This window comes from Aneurinibacillus thermoaerophilus, assembly GCF_900099925.1.
In the GTDB taxonomy this organism is placed as follows: Bacteria; Bacillota; Bacilli; order Aneurinibacillales; family Aneurinibacillaceae; genus Aneurinibacillus; species Aneurinibacillus thermoaerophilus.
In genome coordinates this window covers 27,626-46,762 of sequence record NZ_FNDE01000030.1, presented here as the reverse complement: position 1 = coordinate 46,762, position 19,137 = coordinate 27,626, and the positions used below count along the sequence as shown (strand labels likewise).

At 42.9% G+C, this 19,137-nt stretch carries 17 protein-coding genes and 1 riboswitch; of the genes, 5 read left to right on the top strand and 12 right to left on the bottom strand.

What is annotated here, in order from left to right:
- The coding region (locus BLR88_RS13825) for a hypothetical protein (protein ID WP_217639394.1) at positions 1–286 on the bottom strand (286 nt) is incomplete at its 3' end.
- A gap of 845 nt (positions 287–1,131) precedes the next feature.
- Between BLR88_RS13825 and BLR88_RS13820 the strand changes: the two genes are divergently transcribed.
- Together BLR88_RS13820 and BLR88_RS13815 are read left to right on the top strand one after the other, a co-directional pair.
- Positions 1,132–1,410 (top strand): DUF3986 family protein, encoded by a 279-nt coding sequence (locus BLR88_RS13820; protein ID WP_162265056.1) that lies wholly within the window; start codon positions 1,132–1,134, stop codon positions 1,408–1,410.
- 681 nt (positions 1,411–2,091) lie between these two features.
- Positions 2,092–2,179, top strand: a riboswitch (cyclic di-GMP riboswitch).
- 324 nt (positions 2,180–2,503) lie between these two features.
- Positions 2,504–4,270, top strand: a complete 1,767-nt coding sequence (locus BLR88_RS13815; RefSeq protein ID WP_057900013.1) for a methyl-accepting chemotaxis protein — start codon at positions 2,504–2,506, stop codon at positions 4,268–4,270.
- A gap of 866 nt (positions 4,271–5,136) precedes the next feature.
- Here the strand turns inward: BLR88_RS13815 and BLR88_RS13810 are convergent.
- Positions 5,137–5,979 (bottom strand): YitT family protein, encoded by an 843-nt coding sequence (locus BLR88_RS13810; RefSeq protein WP_091260927.1) that lies wholly within the window; start codon positions 5,977–5,979, stop codon positions 5,137–5,139.
- Positions 5,980–6,292: 313 nt separating this feature from the next.
- Between BLR88_RS13810 and BLR88_RS13805 the strand changes: the two genes are divergently transcribed.
- Complete coding sequence (locus BLR88_RS13805; protein ID WP_057900012.1) at positions 6,293–6,721, top strand: Hsp20/alpha crystallin family protein; 429 nt, start codon at positions 6,293–6,295, stop codon at positions 6,719–6,721.
- A gap of 148 nt (positions 6,722–6,869) precedes the next feature.
- Here the strand turns inward: BLR88_RS13805 and BLR88_RS19625 are convergent, their stop codons facing one another.
- Positions 6,870–7,022, bottom strand: coding sequence for a hypothetical protein (locus BLR88_RS19625; protein WP_156424107.1), 153 nt, complete (start codon positions 7,020–7,022; stop codon positions 6,870–6,872).
- Between the two features lie 207 nt (positions 7,023–7,229).
- Between BLR88_RS19625 and clpB the strand changes: the two genes are divergently transcribed.
- Positions 7,230–9,851, top strand: coding sequence for an ATP-dependent chaperone ClpB (gene clpB, locus BLR88_RS13800; RefSeq protein ID WP_091260923.1), 2,622 nt, complete (start codon positions 7,230–7,232; stop codon positions 9,849–9,851).
- A 54-nt stretch (positions 9,852–9,905) separates the two neighbouring features.
- Here clpB and BLR88_RS13795 read toward each other — a convergent pair whose 3' ends face one another.
- From BLR88_RS13795 to BLR88_RS13760, 8 genes are all read right to left on the bottom strand, one after another.
- Positions 9,906–10,763 carry a DUF421 domain-containing protein gene (locus BLR88_RS13795; RefSeq protein WP_091260921.1) on the bottom strand — a complete coding sequence of 286 codons (858 nt, stop codon included), beginning with the start codon at positions 10,761–10,763 and terminating at the stop codon, positions 9,906–9,908.
- A gap of 67 nt (positions 10,764–10,830) precedes the next feature.
- Positions 10,831–11,037, bottom strand: coding sequence for a DUF1657 domain-containing protein (locus tag BLR88_RS13790; protein ID WP_057900009.1), 207 nt, complete (start codon positions 11,035–11,037; stop codon positions 10,831–10,833).
- Between the two features lie 31 nt (positions 11,038–11,068).
- Entirely contained in the window at positions 11,069–11,419 is a 351-nt protein-coding gene (gene spoVAE / locus BLR88_RS13785) for a stage V sporulation protein AE (protein WP_057900008.1), read from the bottom strand.
- 22 nt (positions 11,420–11,441) lie between these two features.
- Positions 11,442–12,443 carry a stage V sporulation protein AD gene (gene spoVAD / locus BLR88_RS13780; protein ID WP_057900007.1) on the bottom strand — a complete coding sequence of 334 codons (1,002 nt, stop codon included), beginning with the start codon at positions 12,441–12,443 and terminating at the stop codon, positions 11,442–11,444.
- A complete protein-coding gene (gene spoVAC / locus BLR88_RS13775) occupies positions 12,443–12,934 on the bottom strand; it encodes a stage V sporulation protein AC (RefSeq protein ID WP_408863276.1) in 492 nt (163 codons plus the stop codon). The genes spoVAD and spoVAC overlap by 1 nt, the downstream gene beginning before the upstream one ends.
- 221 nt (positions 12,935–13,155) lie before the next feature.
- Positions 13,156–13,425 carry a YokU family protein gene (locus tag BLR88_RS13770; protein ID WP_057900005.1) on the bottom strand — a complete coding sequence of 90 codons (270 nt, stop codon included), beginning with the start codon at positions 13,423–13,425 and terminating at the stop codon, positions 13,156–13,158.
- A 19-nt stretch (positions 13,426–13,444) separates the two neighbouring features.
- Complete coding sequence (kamA, locus tag BLR88_RS13765; RefSeq protein WP_082706118.1) at positions 13,445–14,884, bottom strand: lysine 2,3-aminomutase; 1,440 nt, start codon at positions 14,882–14,884, stop codon at positions 13,445–13,447.
- A 195-nt stretch (positions 14,885–15,079) separates the two neighbouring features.
- A complete protein-coding gene (locus BLR88_RS13760; RefSeq protein WP_057900004.1) occupies positions 15,080–16,510 on the bottom strand; it encodes a sigma-54 interaction domain-containing protein in 1,431 nt (476 codons plus the stop codon).
- A 174-nt stretch (positions 16,511–16,684) separates the two neighbouring features.
- Here BLR88_RS13760 and ablB point away from each other — a divergent pair, with 174 nt between their 5' ends.
- Entirely contained in the window at positions 16,685–17,551 is an 867-nt protein-coding gene (ablB, locus tag BLR88_RS13755) for a putative beta-lysine N-acetyltransferase (protein ID WP_057900003.1), read from the top strand.
- 5 nt (positions 17,552–17,556) lie between these two features.
- Here the strand turns inward: ablB and BLR88_RS13750 are convergent, their stop codons facing one another.
- Positions 17,557–19,113 carry a PucR family transcriptional regulator gene (locus BLR88_RS13750; protein WP_057900002.1) on the bottom strand — a complete coding sequence of 519 codons (1,557 nt, stop codon included), beginning with the start codon at positions 19,111–19,113 and terminating at the stop codon, positions 17,557–17,559.
- Between the last annotated feature and the right edge of the window lie 24 nt (positions 19,114–19,137).

Genomic DNA, 19,137 nt, shown 5'->3' with positions numbered 1-19,137 from the left:
TCTTCTTTAATTTGTAAATCTGTTCAATGGGCAATAGGTTGGTTGCGAGTTTTCTAGCGGAAGTGCATACCTTACCTAAGGTCTGAAAGGACTGAGTGAACCCTTTCCACAATTGTTTTGTAGCTTTTTCATAAGCTTTTATTTCTTTTAATTGCCTTCTTCCAGCCTTTGTTCTTTTTAATTTTTCCTCCTGCTTTTTCCTTCTCTTTTGATATTCTTTTTCCGCTCTGTTGAGTGATTTTTGAAAACTTTTTGAGTTCACAACACTTTTTCCGAGCCTATACATATCATATATATTTTTTAACGATCCAAACACTTCGTCTTCACTCTTTCTTTTTTTGAGTCGGACGTAAAGGAAATGAGTTACATATAATGCATGCATCGCCCAATATATACATATATTAACAGTTTAAAATGTTTTCCACCTAATTCATAGACCTATTTTTACAAATTATAGGATTATGCATAATTGATTATATTTACCCTTTACCATTCAACGATTATAAGTTTTGCAACACCATCTAAGTTTTTAAAGAATGAATTTTTAGGGACGAGTTAAGAGTCTATATAACCATGGAAAGTGGTATAAGTATGGGATTTAAAATAGCATCAAAAGTATTGAGTTTTGTTTTATGTTTTAGTTTATTGTTAGGAACAGTTTCGCCTGCTATGGCTATGAAATCAGGATGAGTCTATAACTGTTACTAACAAGGAGATTAAGTCATTTGAAGAAGAATTTACATTTCTGGTTGAGGACCCAGTTTTTCAGCAATTAGAGAGAGAATTAGAAGATAAACAAAAAGATAACAATGAGGTTCGAGCCGCAGTTGCTCCAGTAGTAGCAAACGCTTTATATTATTAGAAAAAGTAGGTAAATAAGCGGCTGAACAAGCATAGAACGTTGCTAAGCCCTATGTTCAAAAAGCTTTAGATGCTGCTAATGAATATACTATAGATGGTCCAGGAGGTGGTGGGAGGATTATACAGGTAAGAGTTAAAAAAACCGGTCAACCAATATTTAGACTAGATTATTATCCAATAAAGGCCGGGGGACCTTATGTTTTACATTATCATGTAGCACCAGATATGAAGGAACATCATGTGATATTTTAGGAGAGGCGAGTGGTAATATTGTCTGATCAATATGACCATAATATCCATTTACATATTGGATATCAAGATGAAAATTATGACATAGAAGTTATAGCTTTTAAAAAGAAAGATGCAGATATTTGGGATGTTTATATAAATTTTGAAGAAAATAGTATATTGGTGAATAAAAGTTTAACTAATTCTCCTAAAATTGATCCTTTTGGTTACTATGCTTTTTCTATCATTCAAAAGGATATAAGCTACGAAGAGGGGAGTATAAAATTAAAAGAGTGGCTGTTAAAAAACCAAATTATTTGAATTTTGTAGATATGTATCCTTGTAAATAGGGGTCCCGGCAGAAAAATACAGGAAATATATGACAATGCAATTTGTGGAATTAAAAAATTGATTTTTCCTACATTAAGGAATCATCGGTTTTTTATTGGAGAATAATTTTACACTTTTGGTTCCATCTGATACGTTTCTAAAAGAAGAAGGAACAATTAGAATTCCCCTTTACATGTTACTATAGCAGTAAGCTGATCAGCCTACTGCTTTTTATTTTTAAAAATAAATTTGTTTCATTTTTACTTTTAACATAACACGCGATTCATCCCCCACCTACGCCGGAGGCGTGAAGGAAGGGGACTTCTTGCGTGTTATGTTAAATAGCTTTAAAATCAAGGATTTTCGCAGGCTCATAAACTACGTTTCACCCGCATTTCATCTGTTCTCTAAATTTGAAATTTACGGGTATTGCTTGGAATGCAGATAGTAGCAAACGTCAAACTCCTTGATTTTTCAAGGGCTTTCTTTTTTTTATAGTTGACCAAACGTTTAGAAAATAGTGTTTTGCCCCCCCTTTTTTTAAAATTTTATTTTATTAATAAAACAATATGAATAATTAGATATAATTTATGTTATTACAGTATTGAAGTAATGGAACTTTATGACTATAATGTAAGAGATATAAGTGCTAATTAACTGCAAAACTTAATTTAACGATAAAGGCAAACTTATCGAAAGATAAGGACGCAAAGCCACGGGTCTAAGGTTCAATGTGAATGATGACAGCCGGGTTACCGAAATCTTTTTAAAAAGTTTGATGAATTTAAAAAAAGGCTATTCCGCATTCGGTAATCTTAGGGAGCGGTATGGCCTTTTCTGTTTTTTACATAAGTAGCGATAAGCCTAGCCTTCGTATCGTATTTATGTAGTTTGTTTATCAATATAGAGTCATAATGAAAGGGAGTGAGATTTAGCATTCAGTACATAGTAATTAGTGAAGGAATAGACAGATATACGTTCAGTTTGGTAGCTAGGAAACATCAATTAAATAGTAAGACAATATATCGCTCGATACGCAAATATAAGGAAGGTAAAACAGTCTTTATAAAAGGAGGATATTACTATGATAAAAAGGAAAATTATTTTTAGTATAAGATGGAAATTAATAATAGCAGTAACCATTTCAATCATGATTTCAAGCTCTCTGGTAGGTGTTGTTACTTATTACTCTGCAAAAAGCGAACTTGAGAAAGCAGGTATTGAGCATTTACATCAAATTGTTGATGGTGCAATCACGATAATTCAGGTAATGGATGAAGAAGTTAAAAATGGCCATCTTACATTGGAAGAAGCCCAAAACAGAGCAAAGGATTATATCAACGGTCCGTTGTTAGAAGATAAGAAAAAGCGGGATTTAAGTAAATCGCATTTTATCTATAAAAAAGAAGGCTATATGTGGGCTTATGATGACAATTACATTGCAGTTATGCACCCGCTAGGATATGAAGGACAAAATCAAAAGGATTTCAAGCTTGAAGATGGTTCTTATTTGATACAAGATCTTGTGAAAGCTGGTAAAAATAGCGATCCTAACGAACGGTTATTAACCTATACGTGGAAAAATCAAGACGAGGCTAAAGAACGACCACAAATGAGTTATGTAGAGTATTACAAACCTTGGGGATGGACACTTGGTATTGCTGTATATCCAGAAGAATTTTATGGCTCTCTTCCTCTTATAAAAGGGGTTATAGCCGGAGGTATTGCTTTATTTTCACTAATTTGTATGGGTGTATTTATATGGTTATTTAATAAAAAAATCAAACTTATTTTGTATGTTAGTAGTATAGCGAAAAAGATAAGTGAAGGAGACTTAACGGTAAAGACGATTGATACAAAGTCTCAAGACGAGATAGGAGAACTTGCTAATGCGATTAATGAAATGGTAACAGGCCTAAAAGGCATTATCAAAAAAGTAAATGACGCCAGTATGCATGTTATTGCTTTATCGGAACAACTAATAAAAAATATGGAACAAACAGATGAAGCCAGCAAGCAAATTGCTATCACTGTTGAGGGGCTGAACCAAGGAGCAGAAGCCTCTTCTCAAACAGCGGAAGAGGTGGCAAGTACGATGGAGGAAACAGCCATAGGAATTGAACGTATTGCTGATTCATCCTCTAGAGTGGCGGAAACATCTGAAAGCTCGGTGAAAGAAGTGGAAAATGGAAATGAAGCGCTATCCAAGGCAATTCAACAGATGCAATCTATTAGCAAATCAGTTGATGATACGACTTCGTTGGTTAAAAAACTAGAGGACCATTCTAAGGAAATTGAGAGAATTACAGATGTAATTACGGAGATTACAGAACAAACAAATTTATTATCCTTAAATGCGGCTATTGAGGCAGCGCGTGCTGGAGAACATGGAAAAGGTTTTGCGGTTGTAGCAGATGAAGTAAGGAAACTTGCTGAACAATCGAAAAAATCGGCAGAGGGGATTACTGGGTTTATTAAGCAAATGCAGGAGCATACTCGTAAAGTTATATCTGGTATGCAGAAAGAAGCGGAGGAAGTTGAGTCTGGAATGGCGGTTATCAATGAGGCGGGCAAATCTTTAGAGAGTATTAGAATAGCCTTCCAACATGTGAACAATCAAATCCAGGAAGTGTCAGCAGCTTCCCAGCAATTATCTGCAGGAGCAGAACAGGTAACGGCTTCTATACAGGAAATGGCTGGGGTAGCCAAAGAAGTAGCCGTTGGTTCAGAAAATATCGCATCAGCTATTGAAAAACAATCCTCTCTAATAGATGAATTGTCAAGTTTCACTATTACTCTTAGAAATCTTGCGCAGGAATTGCAATTGTCTGTAGATAAATTCAAATTATAATTGAATTTTACAGTTTCTTTTAGAATTCAAGCAAGCTGCCAAACGAAATGTCAGAATGAAGAGAAAACAGGTAAGTAAATGGCTCAGATGATCCCATACCAGCATCCCCGCCAAATTATTAAATGTTTGGCGGGGATTTTTGGATCGTTCAATAATTATTCACAAAAGCATTATTAATACTATGTTAATATGAAAATGATTATCTAGTATAAGGAGAATGTGAACATGGGATATATAGTTTTACTTGCTGTTTGTCTTGTTTCTGGAGTGGCGGTTTTATTTGGAGCGTCTAAGTCACTAAAAAATGAATAGCAAACACAAACCATGAAACCCGGCGTGCTCGGACTTTTTGTTTGCTATCACTAACCGTGAACCTCAACATATTTCAATAATTATTCATAAAAGTCTCATAAAGATATCGAAATTTTGAATTAAAATAAATAGGAGATTGATTTGATTAAGGAGGAACGATCCATGAATACGGAAACTTTCGATGGCATATTCTTGATAGTTTTTACTGTTTTGATGGTGGCTACATTTGTTATAACATGGTTAGGATATAAAATGATAAAAAGTAAAGAGTAGAAATGGAGCATACTCTTTTTTTTTTTGGCTGTAGTTGATATTTCGATGTCGATTTTATGGTGAGAGGATAGATAAATGATATTATGTTTCTTCTTACCATCCTATACCGGGATTTTGAGCCAAGCGATTTTTATCCCCTCAATGAATGAAGGGGCGTTTAGTCACATGAATTCGTAAATATGAAAGGGGTTGGCCCATTATTTTTAGGACAGCCCCTTTTTTAATGGTTAGTAACTTTTCAACCTTCGAATAACAAAATTAGAAATGATAAGAGGAGTGGATTAGCGCTTGAATCCTTCGCCCAATACTTCTATAGAATTGGATATAATAACGAACGCAGAAGGATCGGCGTTTTTAACTAGCTGCTTTAATTTTGACAGTTCGCTTTGTTCAAGTACGCATAGTAAAACCGGACGTTTTTCATTCGTGTAGCCGCCTATGCCGGTTATTTTCGTAACCCCTCTATCGATTTCATTTAAAATTACGTGACGAATTTCTTCATCTTTATCCGAGATAATGATGGCCATTTTTGTATAGCTTAAGCCTAATTGTACAATATCAATGATCTTTCCGGTTAAATAGATGCTGATTAAAGCGTAAAGCGCCTGCTCAAAGCTAAACACGAAAGCAGATGTAACAACAATCAGACCATCAATAATCACCATGCAAATTCCCAGTGATAGATTGGTGAATTTGTGAATAATATGGCCGACAAGCGCCGTTCCGCCAGTGGAGCCTTTTCCGCGGAATACGATGCCAAGCCCTAAGCCCACACCCAATCCGCCAAACAGCGCTCCTAAAAGCGGATCGGTGGTCGCTGGTTTTATTCCTTCCGTCAAATAAACGACAAAAGGTAAAAACGTTGTTCCCACAAGGGTTTTTAAACTGAATTCTTTTCCGAGCAAAAGGGTTCCTAAGAAGAATAAGGGAAGATTGAATGCCCATTGAACATAAGATGGCTTCCAGCCAAATAATCCGTAAAAAATGGTGCTAAGGCCGCTAATTCCGCCGGCGGCAATTTCATTTGGCAATAAAAACAGAGTAAAAGCTAAAGCAACAATCGTTGAACCAATGAGTATTTCTACGTATTCCAATCCCAAAATTACTTTAGGATTCAAGGACATGATTCTACGATAGAGTGTTGTAGCCATGGTTGTTTCCACGCTCCTAACCCCTATTGATGCAGGAAAATACGTTTGAAAGTATAACACTATTCTCAAGAAAATGTAAACAGCAGCCAGGTGCTGCTTCACCTTATTAAAATTATGCTGGACTCGCAGGAAATGATGTATGCAGATTTTTGATCGATAAAGTTTCCTGCTCCAAATAAATACAAATATGTTTTAATGTGGAGCCAATGAATCATCAAATGCATAAAAAATAATGGAGGGGGAAAATATATTTTTGTATAAAAATAAGCGATAGGAGGCAACGAGCATGGCCCTAATTCCTTACGAGCCATTTCGTCACCTTGAAAATTTAAGAAGAGAGCTCGATCAGTTCTTTGCAACCGGTTTTCCGGCTGATAAGGATTTTGGCGTCCCTCGGATCGACATACATGAGACTGAGAACGAAATTGTAGCATCTTGTGATATTCCCGGATTAGAGAGAAAAGAAGACATTAATATTGATGTCGAAAATAATGTACTTTCGATCAGCGGAAGTGTTAACAGAGTTCATGAAACGAAAGAAGAGCAAATGCACAGGCAAGAACGGTTTATTGGACGTTTTCATCGTTTGGTGACGTTGCCTGCTCGTGTTTCGGCTGAAGGGGTAAAAGCGACGTACAGAAACGGGGTGCTTGAGATACGGATGCCGAAAGTAAAGCAGCACAATAACAAGAGAATTGACGTAGAATTCCATTAAAGATAAGCGAAACACGAAAGCGCTCTAAGCGTTTCATATGCAGACGCAATGCTTCTCATACAGATAATAATGAATCCCCGCTTGTTAGCAGGGATTTTTTTGTCCTAAGCTCCGATTTAGCGACAATATACGTCTATATGTATCGGGATCAAGGTTCATCTTGCACATGTTCCTCCTTTCTCTTTCCTATATCTTCCAACTTTTGATTGCGTTCTGGTGTACTGGGTGCCTGCTTCTGCTTTTTGTGCTTTTCCTCCAGCTCTCTGAGCGTTGTCGGAGTTCCTATCTTTTCCTGATCCATACTAATCTCCTCCTGTAATTCTTGCACCTATAGAAATAGTATGTGAGAAGAAATTCTGTTTTACTCCGTCGCACTGCTGGCTTTCAAAATTAGGTTTTTATATTTTGGCTTGATTAAGCCGGAACGAAAAACAGGCTATAATAGAAGTGTTATGATTTTATTATGTCAATCAGAAAAAATGAAAGGAAGAAGGAGGCGCACACATCTATGGATATGAACCGTTTCACCCAGAAATCGCTGGAAGCGATTCAACAGGCGGAAACGAAGGCGCTTCGGTACGGGAATCCTGAAGTGGAAACGGAACACTTGCTGCTTGCTTTGTTGACGCAGCATGAAGGACTGTTGCCGCGCTTGCTGAACAGAATGAATATCCCTTGCGAAACGATAACGCGAGAAGTGGAAAAAAGAATCTCACAAAAGCCTCGCGTATCTGGTCCAGGGCGAGAAGCGGGCAAAATTTATATAAGTCCTGCGGTCAACAGTATTTTATTGAAAGCGGAAGATGAAGCGAAAGCGATGCATGATGAATATGTGTCGGTTGAGCATTTGTTTCTTGGCATTTTGGAGGAAGCGAAGAAAACAACGTTGCACAATATTTTTGCTGCTCATGCTGTTACTCGTGAAGCATTTCTTGCCGTTTTGCATGAAGTAAGAGGGGGACAGCGCGTCACAAGTGCGACACCGGAAACCACATATGAAGCGCTTGAGAAGTATGGATATGATTTGGTAGAAGCGGCCCGCCGCAATAAGTTGGATCCGGTCATTGGCCGCGATGCGGAAATTCGTCATGTTATCCGGATACTGTCCCGTAAGACGAAAAACAATCCCGTTCTTATCGGGGAGCCGGGAGTAGGGAAAACGGCTATCGTTGAGGGGCTGGCCCACAGAATTGTGCGCGGGGACGTGCCGGAAGGATTGCGCGATAAACGAATTTTTGCGCTTGATATGGGCGCGCTCATCGCCGGTGCCAAATACAGGGGTGAATTTGAAGAACGGCTGAAAGCCGTGTTGCAAGAAATTAAGCGGAGCGAAGGCAAAATCCTGCTCTTCATCGACGAGATTCATACGATTGTTGGTGCGGGTCGGACGGAAGGTGCGATGGATGCGGGCAATCTGCTGAAGCCGATGCTAGCCCGCGGCGAACTGCACTGTATTGGTGCCACAACGCTTGATGAATACCGTAAATATATTGAGAAAGATGCGGCGCTCGAACGTCGTTTTCAGACAGTGATAGCGGATGAACCGACGGTAGAGGATACGATTTCGATTTTGCGCGGTCTTAAAGAGCGATTTGAAGTGTTTCATGGTGTCAAAATTCACGACAATGCGTTGGTTACGGCGGCCGTGTTATCGCATCGCTATATTATGGATCGGTTCTTGCCGGATAAAGCGATCGATCTTGTGGACGAAGCGTGCGCCATGATTCGCACCGAAATTGATTCCATGCCGGCCGAGCTTGATGAAGTGGCGCGACGCGTGATGCAGTTGGAAATTGAAGAAGCTGCGTTGAAAAAAGAAACAGATCCGGCGAGTCAGGAGCGGCTGGAACAATTGCGGAAAGAACTGACCGAGCGCCGTGAACGGCTGGCGGCGATGAAAGCACAGTGGGAAAGCGAAAAGCAGGCGCTGGGGAACATTCGGAAGCTGCGTGAAGAAATCGAACAAATTCATCAGGCGATCGCGCGGGCGGAACGTGAATACGATTTGAATAAAGCCGCTGAACTTAAGTACGGCAAGCTTCCGGAAGCAGAAAAGAGGTTGAAAGTGGAAGAAGAAAAGCAGGCGTCCCGCAAGATGGAAGGCTCTTTGCTGCGGGAAGAGGTGACGGAAGACGAGATCACCCGCATTATTTCTCGCTGGACAGGCATTCCACTTTCCAAGCTGGTGGAAGGCGAGCGGGAGAAGCTGCTTAAGCTTGATAAAATTTTGCACCGGCGTGTTATCGGTCAGGATGAAGCGGTAGATCGCGTAGCGGATGCCATTATTCGTGCCCGAGCAGGCATTAAAGATCCGCGCCGTCCGATTGGCTCCTTTATCTTCCTTGGACCGACCGGCGTCGGGAAAACAGAGTTAGCCAAAACGCTCGCTGAGACGCTGTTCGATACGGAAGACAATATAGTGCGCATTGATATGAGCGAATATATGGAGAAGCATAGCGTATCCCGCCTGATTGGCGCACCGCCCGGCTATGTCGGATTTGAAGAGGGCGGACAGCTGACGGAGGCGGTGCGCCGCAAACCGTATTCCGTTGTTTTGTTTGATGAAATCGAAAAAGCGCACCATGATGTATTTAATGTATTGTTGCAAGTGCTGGATGATGGAAGAATTACTGATTCGCAGGGACGTACGGTCGATTTTAAAAATACCGTCATTATCATGACATCTAACATTGGCTCCGCTTATTTGCTGGAGGGAATTACGGAAGACGGAGATATTAAGGATGAAGCGCGCGAACAAGTAATGGCAGAGTTGCGGATGCATTTTAGACCTGAATTTTTGAACCGGGTCGATGAAATTGTGTTGTTTAAGCCGTTGACTACAGAAGAAATCAACCGGATTGTTGATTTGCTTGTAGATGATTTAAGAAAACGGCTCGCAGAGCGTGGAATCGAGCTGAAATTGGCGGAAACGGCCAAAGCTTATATTGCCAAAGAAGGTTATGATCCGGTATATGGGGCGCGTCCGTTGCGCCGGTTCTTACAGCGTCACCTTGAAACGTTGATCGCCCGCGCGCTTATTGGCGGAAAAATTATGGAAGGCGCATTGCTGACAGTGGATTATGAAAATGAAAAGCTTACGCTTAATTGGAAAAATCGCCCTGAAGACTAATAGAGATAATAGAGAAAAAGACATCCCGCTTTCCAAATGGAGGGTGGGATGTTGTTATTTGAGATAAGGGGTTAATTGTTCAACTGCGTTTTGCAATTTTGCGGCCGCTTTGTTGTACAGTTTCTTTGATTCGCTTGACTTTGTCTCAAGTGCGAACAATTCAAATTCAGCCTGGCATTTTTTTAATGTGGCTAATAGTAATTGATTTTCAGACGGCTCCGGTATTTGAAGCTGGTCATTATACAAGTCTAGGTACAATTGTCCCTGAGCATCAACCTGTCCGATGAATACATTATCAAGTGTAACACCTGCTTTTTCTAATTCCGTATTCAGCCATTGTATGTTGTGGCCGCTTGCTTTTAGCGCGTCCAGTATAATATTTCCGTCCATAATGACAGTTTCAGGTTCGTGTTCTGCATCAACAACAGAGTTTAAATCTTTAAGGGTTACGGATTGCGCTTCTTTCTTTGGCATGACGCTCAATTCTCCGCTTGTTTCTAGCATGGCGAATTCCACATCGGCAATTTTAAAATTACCTTTCAGGCGCAATTGTTCAAGCAATTCATCTGTGCTGATGCGTTCTTTTTTCATGTTTTCTTCCAGCACTTTTCCGTTTTTGATGAGAACAGTGCCTTTTCCCTCGAATAAGTCGCGCACGAACTTGCTCTTCAGTGAAAGATAATCCACCAGGAAAGGAATCAGGGCAAAAACCAGCAAACTGGTATAGCCATGAACGAGATTGTTTTCAAGATCCGTGGCGACGTAGGCGGCCATGTCCCCGATGCTAATGCCTAACACATACTCGAAAAATGTTAGTTGGGCTAACTGTTTTTTTCCATTTAAACGCGTAACAATAAATAAAGTAATAAGAGCAAAAAAGGCACGCAGTGCAATGTGGATAACGTCATTCATGCCATTCACCTCATAATGGCAGGGAAGACGGAGTCGGTGACCCGTCTTCCTATGTTTTTTCCCGGGTTTAGAACCCTTTGTACTGTGGTTCTTCTTGTTCTAGTTGTTTTACGCGCGTTTCTAATGAATTGATAATCGCTTGGGCTTGCTGCGCGTTTTGCGTGAACAGTTGCTTAGCCTGTTGGTTTTGTGTATTCAGTGCAAATGTTTCCAGACTTGCCTGAGCACTCTTCAGGCTTGCAAGCGCTTGTTTTACTTGTGCAGATACTGTCATGAATTTCACCTCCACAGCAGATAGTATGTGCTTATCCTTTTGGATTAAACACAAGTGCGCACAAAAAACCGAAAATAATAGCCGCAGAAATACCGGCGCTCGTTACTTCAAAAATTCCCGTAATAATGCCGATGACACCATCTGTTTGCATTTCCTGTATCGCTCCATGAACAAGCGCATTTCCAAAGCTTGTAATCGGAACAGTTGCTCCTGCTCCGGCAAATTTGATCAGCGGCTCATACAGGCCGAGCCCATCCAGAATGGCGCCGGCCACGACAAGTGTGGACATCGTGTGTGCGGGTGTCAATTTTGCCACATCCATTAGCAATTGACCGATTACGCAAATGATTCCACCTACGATAAAAGCCCAGAAAAAAATCATGCATTGTGTGCCTCCTTGCTGTTTATTGTTCGATAGCTACGGCATGCGCGATACACGGAATCGTTTCGTTTTGCTGAAAGCTGAGCGGAGAAAGCAGAGCACCGGTCGCTACGACCAAAATGCGTTTCCATTCGCCCTGACGCAGCCGTCTGAGCAAGTGTCCGTATGTCACGGTGGCGCAGCAGGCGCAGCCGCTTCCCCCGGCGATTACTTGTTGATCTTCGTTGTAAATAAGCAAGCCGCAATCGGTTAGACGTTCATCCGAGATCGGAATTTCATGTTTGGCAAATAAATCCTTGGCGATCGAATGACCAATTTGGCCAAGGTCACCCGTAGCAATTAGATCATAGTGATCGAACGGGAGTTGCAAATCCCGGAAATGGGCTGTGATCGTATCAACGGCCGCCGGAGCCATGGCGGCTCCCATATTAAAAGGGTCTGTGATCCCCATGTCTACTACCCGTCCAACGGTGGCGGCGGTGACTCGTGGCCCGGCTCCGGACGCGGCGACGATGGCGACGCCAGCTCCGGTTACTGTCCACTGGGCCGTTGGCGGTTTTTGTGAACCGTATTCCGTAGGATAACGAAATTGTTTTTCCGCTGTCGCGTTATGGCTGCAAGTTCCGGCCATAGCGTACTTGGCGGCACCGCTGTCGACAAGCTGAGCGGCAAGAGCCAGACCTTCCATCGATGTAGAGCAGGCGCCGAAAATTCCGAGGTAAGGGACGCCAACAGTACGGGCCGAAAAGCTGCTGGAAATAATTTGATTCATCAAATCGCCCGCGATAAAAAAGTTAATGTCTCCCTTTTGGATTCCGGCTTTTTTAATAGCGGTATCGCAGGCATCTTCCATCATTTTTTTCTCCGCTTTTTCGAAGCTATCTTGTTGTAGCCAGATGTCCCCATACAAAAGATCGAAATCTTCAGCGATTTTTCCCTGTGCTTCGAACGGCCCACCGACTGTCGCCGAAGCAAGGATGACCGGACGATTCGTGAACACCCAGGATTGATGTCCTTGTAGCATTACGACATCCCTCCCAACGCCGTCCACGCCCATTTCAGCAACCCGATGACAAAAGCGGCAAAAACTCCGAAAACAATGACACAGCCTGCCATTTTAAACATATTTCCGCCTACTCCGAGCACGAATCCTTCACTTTTGTGTTCAAGTGCAGCAGAAGCGATAGAATTGGCAAATCCTGTTACAGGAACAGCTGTTCCTGCTCCAGCGTACTGGGAAAATTTGTCGTACACGCCCAATCCGGTAAGTAAAGCAGAAATGAAGATAAGTACAGCTACCGTTGGATTTCCCGCAGTTTTTTCTGTGAAGTTAAAATAGGTTATAAAAAATTTTTGAATGAATTGACCAAGCAGGCAAATAGCTCCTCCAACAAAAAAAGCACGTAGGCAGTTTTTGATGACGGAACGGGGGGGTTCGTGCGCCTTAGCAAAAGTTTGGTATTCGATTTGGGTCGGGGTTAATTTTTTGTTTTTTGCTTTGTTTCCCATATGCATTCTCCTCACATAATAAAGTGACTATGTATTATTTTGGAGAAAAAAGAAGTTTTCATTCACTGTGAAAGGGAGAGAAAGGTGAAATGAAAAATAAAAGCACGAGGAGACAAATGCTTCCTCGTGCTTTGGAACAGCGATTTATTTACATTTTTGTCGAGCGTATGAACGCTTGCGGCTTATGATGCTTGTTTGGAGTGCTCGATTTTTCTTGTTAATATTGATTACGATTTCGCTTTGAACAGATTGATGCGCGGGGCTGCAAGCAACTGTTCATACGTAAACTTCGTTCCCAAAAGGGAAATGTCGTTTAGATAAAGTGCGTCTTCAATTTTTTGCGAGATGTCTTCCGGTACGAACTTGTCGTAGCAATTTGGGCAATCGACGGAAGGAATGTTCAGGATTTGCACCGTTTTTTTACCATCAGGTGTTACCCAGTAACAATCCTGTACGCCTTCTTTTGCTTCTTCGGTTCCACACCATATACAATTCATTGATGTTCCCCCACGTTGTTTATTTGTTTTCTTTTGCTTTTGCCATTTTTGCCTTCATTTCGTCGCGTTTTGCCCGGCGGTCTTTTAGGGAAGCATGGTCTTCGGACTGCTCGTATTGCTCACGTTTTTCCATGCGTTGCAGACCTTCTGGAACGAGGTTGAACTTTTCATCACGCATGATGGCGGTGATGCCTACCGATTGTTTTTCTTCCGTAATGCCATAGTACTCGTTGAAGTATGCGTCTGCACGTCCCGGTACGTAGTTCTTCGGCTCTGGATAGGAAGTGATAACACCTTCGAAGTTGCGGAGTACAACTTTGTCCGGGCTTTGTGAAATGAGATAGTTCGGTTGTAGCGCAATCTTTCCGCCGCCACCCGGTGCATCTACTACGAATGTCGGAACCGCGTAACCGGACGTATGGCCGCGTAGGCCTTCGATAATTTCCAATCCTTTGGATACCGGGGTGCGGAAATGGCCGATACCTTCGGACAGGTCACATTGATAGATATAGTACGGACGAACGCGGATTTTTACGAGTTCGTGCATAAGTTTCTTCATGATCGGTACGCTATCGTTAATACCAGCAAGGATAACGGCCTGGTTGCCGACCGGAACACCCGCGTTGGCTAGCATTTCGCACGCACGCTTGGATTCTGGAGTAATTTCCAGCGGCGTGTTAAAGTGCGTGTTGAGCCAAACCGGATGGTATTTTTTCAGAATATTGCACAAGTTTTCTGTAATCCGCTGCGGGAATACGACCGGGGCGCGGGTACCGATACGAATAATCTCCACATGCGGGATCGCGCGCAGATTTTTGAGAATGTATTCGAGCACCGTATCGTTAATCAATAAGCCGTCGCCGCCGGAAATCAGAACATCTCGTACTTCCGGTGTATTCCGGATATATTCAATAGCTGCATCCAATTGCTTTTTCGGTACTCCCATGCCGATTTGACCGGAGAAACGGCGCCGCGTACAGTAGCGACAGTACATGGAGCACTGATTAGTTACGAGAAACAGTACGCGGTCAGGATAACGGTGTGTCAGACCAGGAACCGGAGAGTCCTCGTCTTCATGCAGCGGGTCTTCCAGGTCGTATTTCGTTTTCATGATTTCAGCCGAAATAGGAACCGATTGCATGCGCACCGGACACCGCGGATCATCCGGATTCATTAACGATGCATAATACGGCGTGATGTTTAACGGAATGGTTTGCGTAGAAATGCGTACACCTTCTTCTTCTTCCGGTGTTAGATTGATTACTTTTTTCAAGTCATCGACCGTTTTGATTGTATGAGTAAGCTGCCAGAGCCAATCATTCCACTGTTCTTCTGTTACATCTTTCCAAAGCTCGATTTCGCGGTAATCGCGACATTTAGCGGGAGTCGGGTGCCACCCTTCGCCTGGTGCCGGAGTGTGTTGTTGTCCTTTATTTAAATCTTTTTCAAGCAAGCTCATCTGCTGTACCCTCCTCAGAAATTTTCTAGTCGCTATTTAAATACAGCAAGATGTGTGCCAAAAGTAATAAATTTTCTAAAAATATTGATTTGGCGGTGTTTACGTGAAAAAAGGAGGGATATGCTCCCTCCGGAATTTTTAAATGGAGTGCCAAAAAACTGGCACTTCCAGAATTTTTTGCTGCAAAAATTTTGTCTATAAATTGAATTTTTTAAGTTTGTATTGCAATGCTTGGCGTTTAATACCGAGCGCTTCGGCTGTTTTGCTTACGTTACCTTTATAGCGGCGCAGTGCATCATCGATGATATTGCGTTCGATCGTTTCCATATAGCTAGGCAAATGCATCGGGTGGGAAGGCAGGAAAGCGTCCGCTCGTTCGATGGTTGCAGCCGGCTCAAGGTCAAGCGGTTTCTCCGTAAATTGTGGCGGAAGATGATGCAGCCTGATTGTTTCTTCGTTTTCCTCTAGCATATTAAATGCCGATTCAATAGCGTGACGCAGTTCACGAATATTACCCGGCCAGGAGTAGTGCAGGAACGTTTCCATTACTTCGTTGCTTACGCCTGTAACTTTCATGGCAAACGTTTGATTAAATTTTTCTATAAAATGATGGATAAGCAACTCGATATCTTCTTTACGCTTGGTCAGCGGCGGCAGTTCAATGTTGACAACATTGAGTCGGAAGAACAAATCTGAGCGAAGAATGTTATTTGCCAGCGCTTCCTGTGGCCCGATGTTCATAGCCGCGACAATGCGTACGTTTACCTCCTGCTCGGTAGAGCCTCCGACTCGCCGGACACGTCCGTCCTGAAGTACGCGCAGTAATTTGGCCTGTAGCATAATATCCAAGCTGTTGATTTCATCAAGAAAGAGCGTGCCACCGTCCGCCTGTTCAAAAATTCCGGGCCGGTCGATAGCTCCAGTAAAGGCGCCTTTGGTCGTGCCGAACAGCAGTCCTTCCATCAGTTCACGCGGTACCGCAGCACAGTTCTGTGCGATGAACGGTTTGTCGCGTCGGATGCTGGCGTTATGGATACTCTGGGCAATCAGCTCTTTTCCCGTCCCCGTCGGGCCACAGATAAGCACAGGGGATTGGGTTCTGGCCGCCCGCTTGGCGCGCGTAAGCGCTTGCTGGAAAAGAGGGCTTTGGCCAATAAGATCGCTGAAATGATATTGCGTATCGTTCCGCGAATTTTTTTTATGTGTTGTTTTCTTATATAGTTGCTGGCGCAAATCGAGCACTTGATCGTTGAGTTGAACGATGCGTGTAATATCTTCCGCGAGTTCGACGGCACCGATGATTTCTCCGTCTCTAAACAATGGATACGTACTGTTAATCGAAGTGATTTGTTTGCCCTTCATGTTCATATAGGTTTGTACTTTATCGACCGTTTCTTTTCCGGTACGCAGGGCACGGATAAGGGTGCTGCTTTCGTTCGTAAGGGACGGGAAAAGATCGAACACGCTCTTTCCGATAACATCCTCCCGATCCAGACCGTCAATTTCCGCCATTGTTTCATTGAAAAATACAGTTGTTCCTTTTTTATCAACCATATGGACGCCTACATTGATAATGCTAAGGAGCCATTCGAATTCATTTGACCAGATTGCTGCAAGTTCAGACACATAGATCACCCTTTTCTTGAAAAATTTAGGGAAACGTGTTGGCGGTATATACTTTTTAACAAAAGGTATCGTTTGAAAAATCCGCAAGTTTTTCCTGTTCTTATGGCATATTTTTTGCAATATTATTTGCAATATTAAAACTATAAAAATACCAAGAGAACGGAGGATTTATTTATGACGACAAAAAACGATATTTATTATCATGCATGCACGGAAAAAGATGAGCGCTTCATTATGGATGTTTGCCTTGATCCGTTTAATGCCCGCTTGCGTGTTGACGATTATCGTGGTGACGTTCGCGCCATGCATTCGCGGATTCTTGAATTGGTAGAGCAACATTCATTCACAAAAGTATTCATCAAATCCCGTCAAGAAGACTGGCAGACGTTTTTAAGTCTTGGCTATATGCTTGAAGGTGTGTATAAAAAGTATTTCAATGGCAATGACGCGTACAGCATGGCCATGTATTTTACGGATGAACGTCGCACGAGCGATTACTGGATGGAAGAGGATACAATCCTTCGACAGGTGCTCGCGCTTCCACGTAAACTATCCGATGAATCGTTGGCTTTAGGATATTCGCTGCGCCTTGCGGTGACGGAAGACGCGGAACAATTAGCTAATTTGTACGGTGCGGTGTTCCAGACATACCCGACCCCAATGAATGACGTTTCCTATATCAAAAAAGTCATGCTAGAAGGCACTATTTTCTATATAGTAGAAAAAGAAGGTAAAATTGTTAGTGCCGCTTCCGCCGAAATCAACGCAACTTACAATAACGCGGAAATGACAGACTGCGCTACTTATCCCGAACACCGTAAACACGGATTGATGCGTCATTTGATTTCCGCGCTTGAGAAGGAACTGCGCCGCCGTCACATGTACTGCGCATATTCGCTGGCTCGCTCGCTGTCCTTTGGCATGAACGCTGTATTTCATCAGCTTGGTTATGAGTATACGGGCCGCATGACCAAAAATTGCAACATCTTCGATAAATTTGAAGATATGAATCTTTGGGTAAAAAATCTTTCAGCAAAATAGTGCATTTACAGTACGGAAAGCGCCGCATGGTCAAGACGGTAGGCCATGAGCGCAAGATGCAGCTGGGTGAGAACGTGCGCGTTTTGCAGCTCCTTGCCCGTTTTTTCTGCGATTTGCTCTAGACGGTATTTCAGCGTGTGGCGATGGATGAACAATGCCGCCGCTGTGTTTTTGATATTCGAATTGTTTTGCAGATAACATTCAAGCGTATCGATTAGACTTGAACCATGTTTTTGATCGTATTCAATCAGCGGATCAAGCAGCGGTCGATATAATTGTTCCAGCGAAATTCCCGCTTCCTGCATTTGCAGAAGCGGGGCATAGGCCCCGATTTTGTCGTAGGAAAGCAGCGGTTCGCCGGCAGCGATAGCGACCTGCAACGCTAAGCGCGCTAAGCGCGCTTGGTCTGCGATTTGGCTTAAACCATGGAACGGTTCGCTTAGGCCGATATAGAGAGCGCCGGGCGGGAGAAACGATAGCGCTTCCTGCTGTAGGGATTGCGCGGCCCTTATTATTTCTTTTTCTTGTTGAATGGTCATAAGCAGGGTAATGGTCTTCTGCTTTTCTCTCATCAATACGGGTTTGTTTTGCTTTTGTACCCATCGCTGAATGAAAGGCCGTATACTCTCGGTAGACGGGGAGGCAAGCTGCATAACCGCCATTGTTCCTTCCAGCCTGTAACCGAGGCGCTGGGCCAGTTTTTGCAGTTTCGTTTCATCCTGCTCCCTGCTTTCCAGCAGTTCGTCCAACACGTTTTCTTGCAGGCGGAGCAGAGCTTCGTCGACCGCTTTTTGTTTTAAAAATTCAATGGCGCATACCATGGAGGCTTGTTCCACGATGAGACGGTCCATTTCCGTAAGCGGAGCTCGTTTTTTTATATAGAGAAATCCGTAATGCTCACGATCGGTAGCAATCGGATGAAGCCATTCATTTTCTGCAAGCAGAATGGAGCTGCTTGTTTTTTTGGGTCCGAGAGCTTCGACAAGCTCAGCGGGAGAGATTGCTTCTGTCGTTTGCCCGCTTCCTTCCAGCCACTTGCCATTCGCATCGTATACTTCTACATCGGCTTGCAGATGAGCGGCAAGCGTATGGGCAAGGGGCGCCAGGCCTTTATTATTGAGCGCGAGCAGTGTTAGTTCCCGATGGATTTGCTGTGTATCCTGCATGAGCTGAAGCTGACGGTTTACAATATGGCCGAGCAGTGCCTTGGTTACTTCGGAAAAGTTCATATGGCGTGGAATCTCGAACAACGGTAAATCATACGCGTTCGCTGCAGCAATAAACTCAGGCGGAATCTGTTTCATATAGAACCCGGTATGAATAGCGACTGCTGATAAGTTTTGCCGCGCGAGCCGAGCGATAAAGTCTTTTCGGTTCGCCTCTGTGTCCAGACCATATCCGGTCGTAATCAGAAATTCCCCTTCCTGCAGTCGTGTCACATCCTCAATGATTTCCACAATTGTTACCCATTTGATAATTCTGTGCAGGCCGCCGTGCCCTCCTACGAGCTTGATTTGTTGGATATCAGGTAATTGTAACGCTTCTTTTAGTGTAATGGACATACTTCGTTCCTCTCTTTATACATG

What these genes read in the sequence shown, in the direction of transcription:
- BLR88_RS13810 (WP_091260927.1), bottom strand. Translation starts at nt 5,979, where the DNA reads ATGTCCTTGAATCCTAAAGTAATTTTGGGATTGGAATACGTAGAAATA.
- BLR88_RS13750 (WP_057900002.1), bottom strand. Translation starts at nt 19,113, where the DNA reads ATGTCCATTACACTAAAAGAAGCGTTACAATTACCTGATATCCAACAA.
- BLR88_RS13805 (WP_057900012.1), top strand. Translation starts at nt 6,293, where the DNA reads ATGGCCCTAATTCCTTACGAGCCATTTCGTCACCTTGAAAATTTAAGA.
- BLR88_RS13795 (WP_091260921.1), bottom strand. Translation starts at nt 10,763, where the DNA reads ATGAATGACGTTATCCACATTGCACTGCGTGCCTTTTTTGCTCTTATT.
- ablB (WP_057900003.1), top strand. Translation starts at nt 16,685, where the DNA reads ATGACGACAAAAAACGATATTTATTATCATGCATGCACGGAAAAAGAT.
- spoVAC (WP_408863276.1), bottom strand. Translation starts at nt 12,934, where the DNA reads ATGCATATGGGAAACAAAGCAAAAAACAAAAAATTAACCCCGACCCAA.
- spoVAD (WP_057900007.1), bottom strand. Translation starts at nt 12,443, where the DNA reads ATGCTACAAGGACATCAATCCTGGGTGTTCACGAATCGTCCGGTCATC.
- BLR88_RS19625 (WP_156424107.1), bottom strand. Translation starts at nt 7,022, where the DNA reads ATGGATCAGGAAAAGATAGGAACTCCGACAACGCTCAGAGAGCTGGAG.
- BLR88_RS13790 (WP_057900009.1), bottom strand. Translation starts at nt 11,037, where the DNA reads ATGACAGTATCTGCACAAGTAAAACAAGCGCTTGCAAGCCTGAAGAGT.
- BLR88_RS13770 (WP_057900005.1), bottom strand. Translation starts at nt 13,425, where the DNA reads ATGAATTGTATATGGTGTGGAACCGAAGAAGCAAAAGAAGGCGTACAG.
- kamA (WP_082706118.1), bottom strand. Translation starts at nt 14,884, where the DNA reads ATGAGCTTGCTTGAAAAAGATTTAAATAAAGGACAACAACACACTCCG.
- clpB (WP_091260923.1), top strand. Translation starts at nt 7,230, where the DNA reads ATGGATATGAACCGTTTCACCCAGAAATCGCTGGAAGCGATTCAACAG.
- BLR88_RS13815 (WP_057900013.1), top strand. Translation starts at nt 2,504, where the DNA reads ATGATAAAAAGGAAAATTATTTTTAGTATAAGATGGAAATTAATAATA.
- spoVAE (WP_057900008.1), bottom strand. Translation starts at nt 11,419, where the DNA reads ATGATTTTTTTCTGGGCTTTTATCGTAGGTGGAATCATTTGCGTAATC.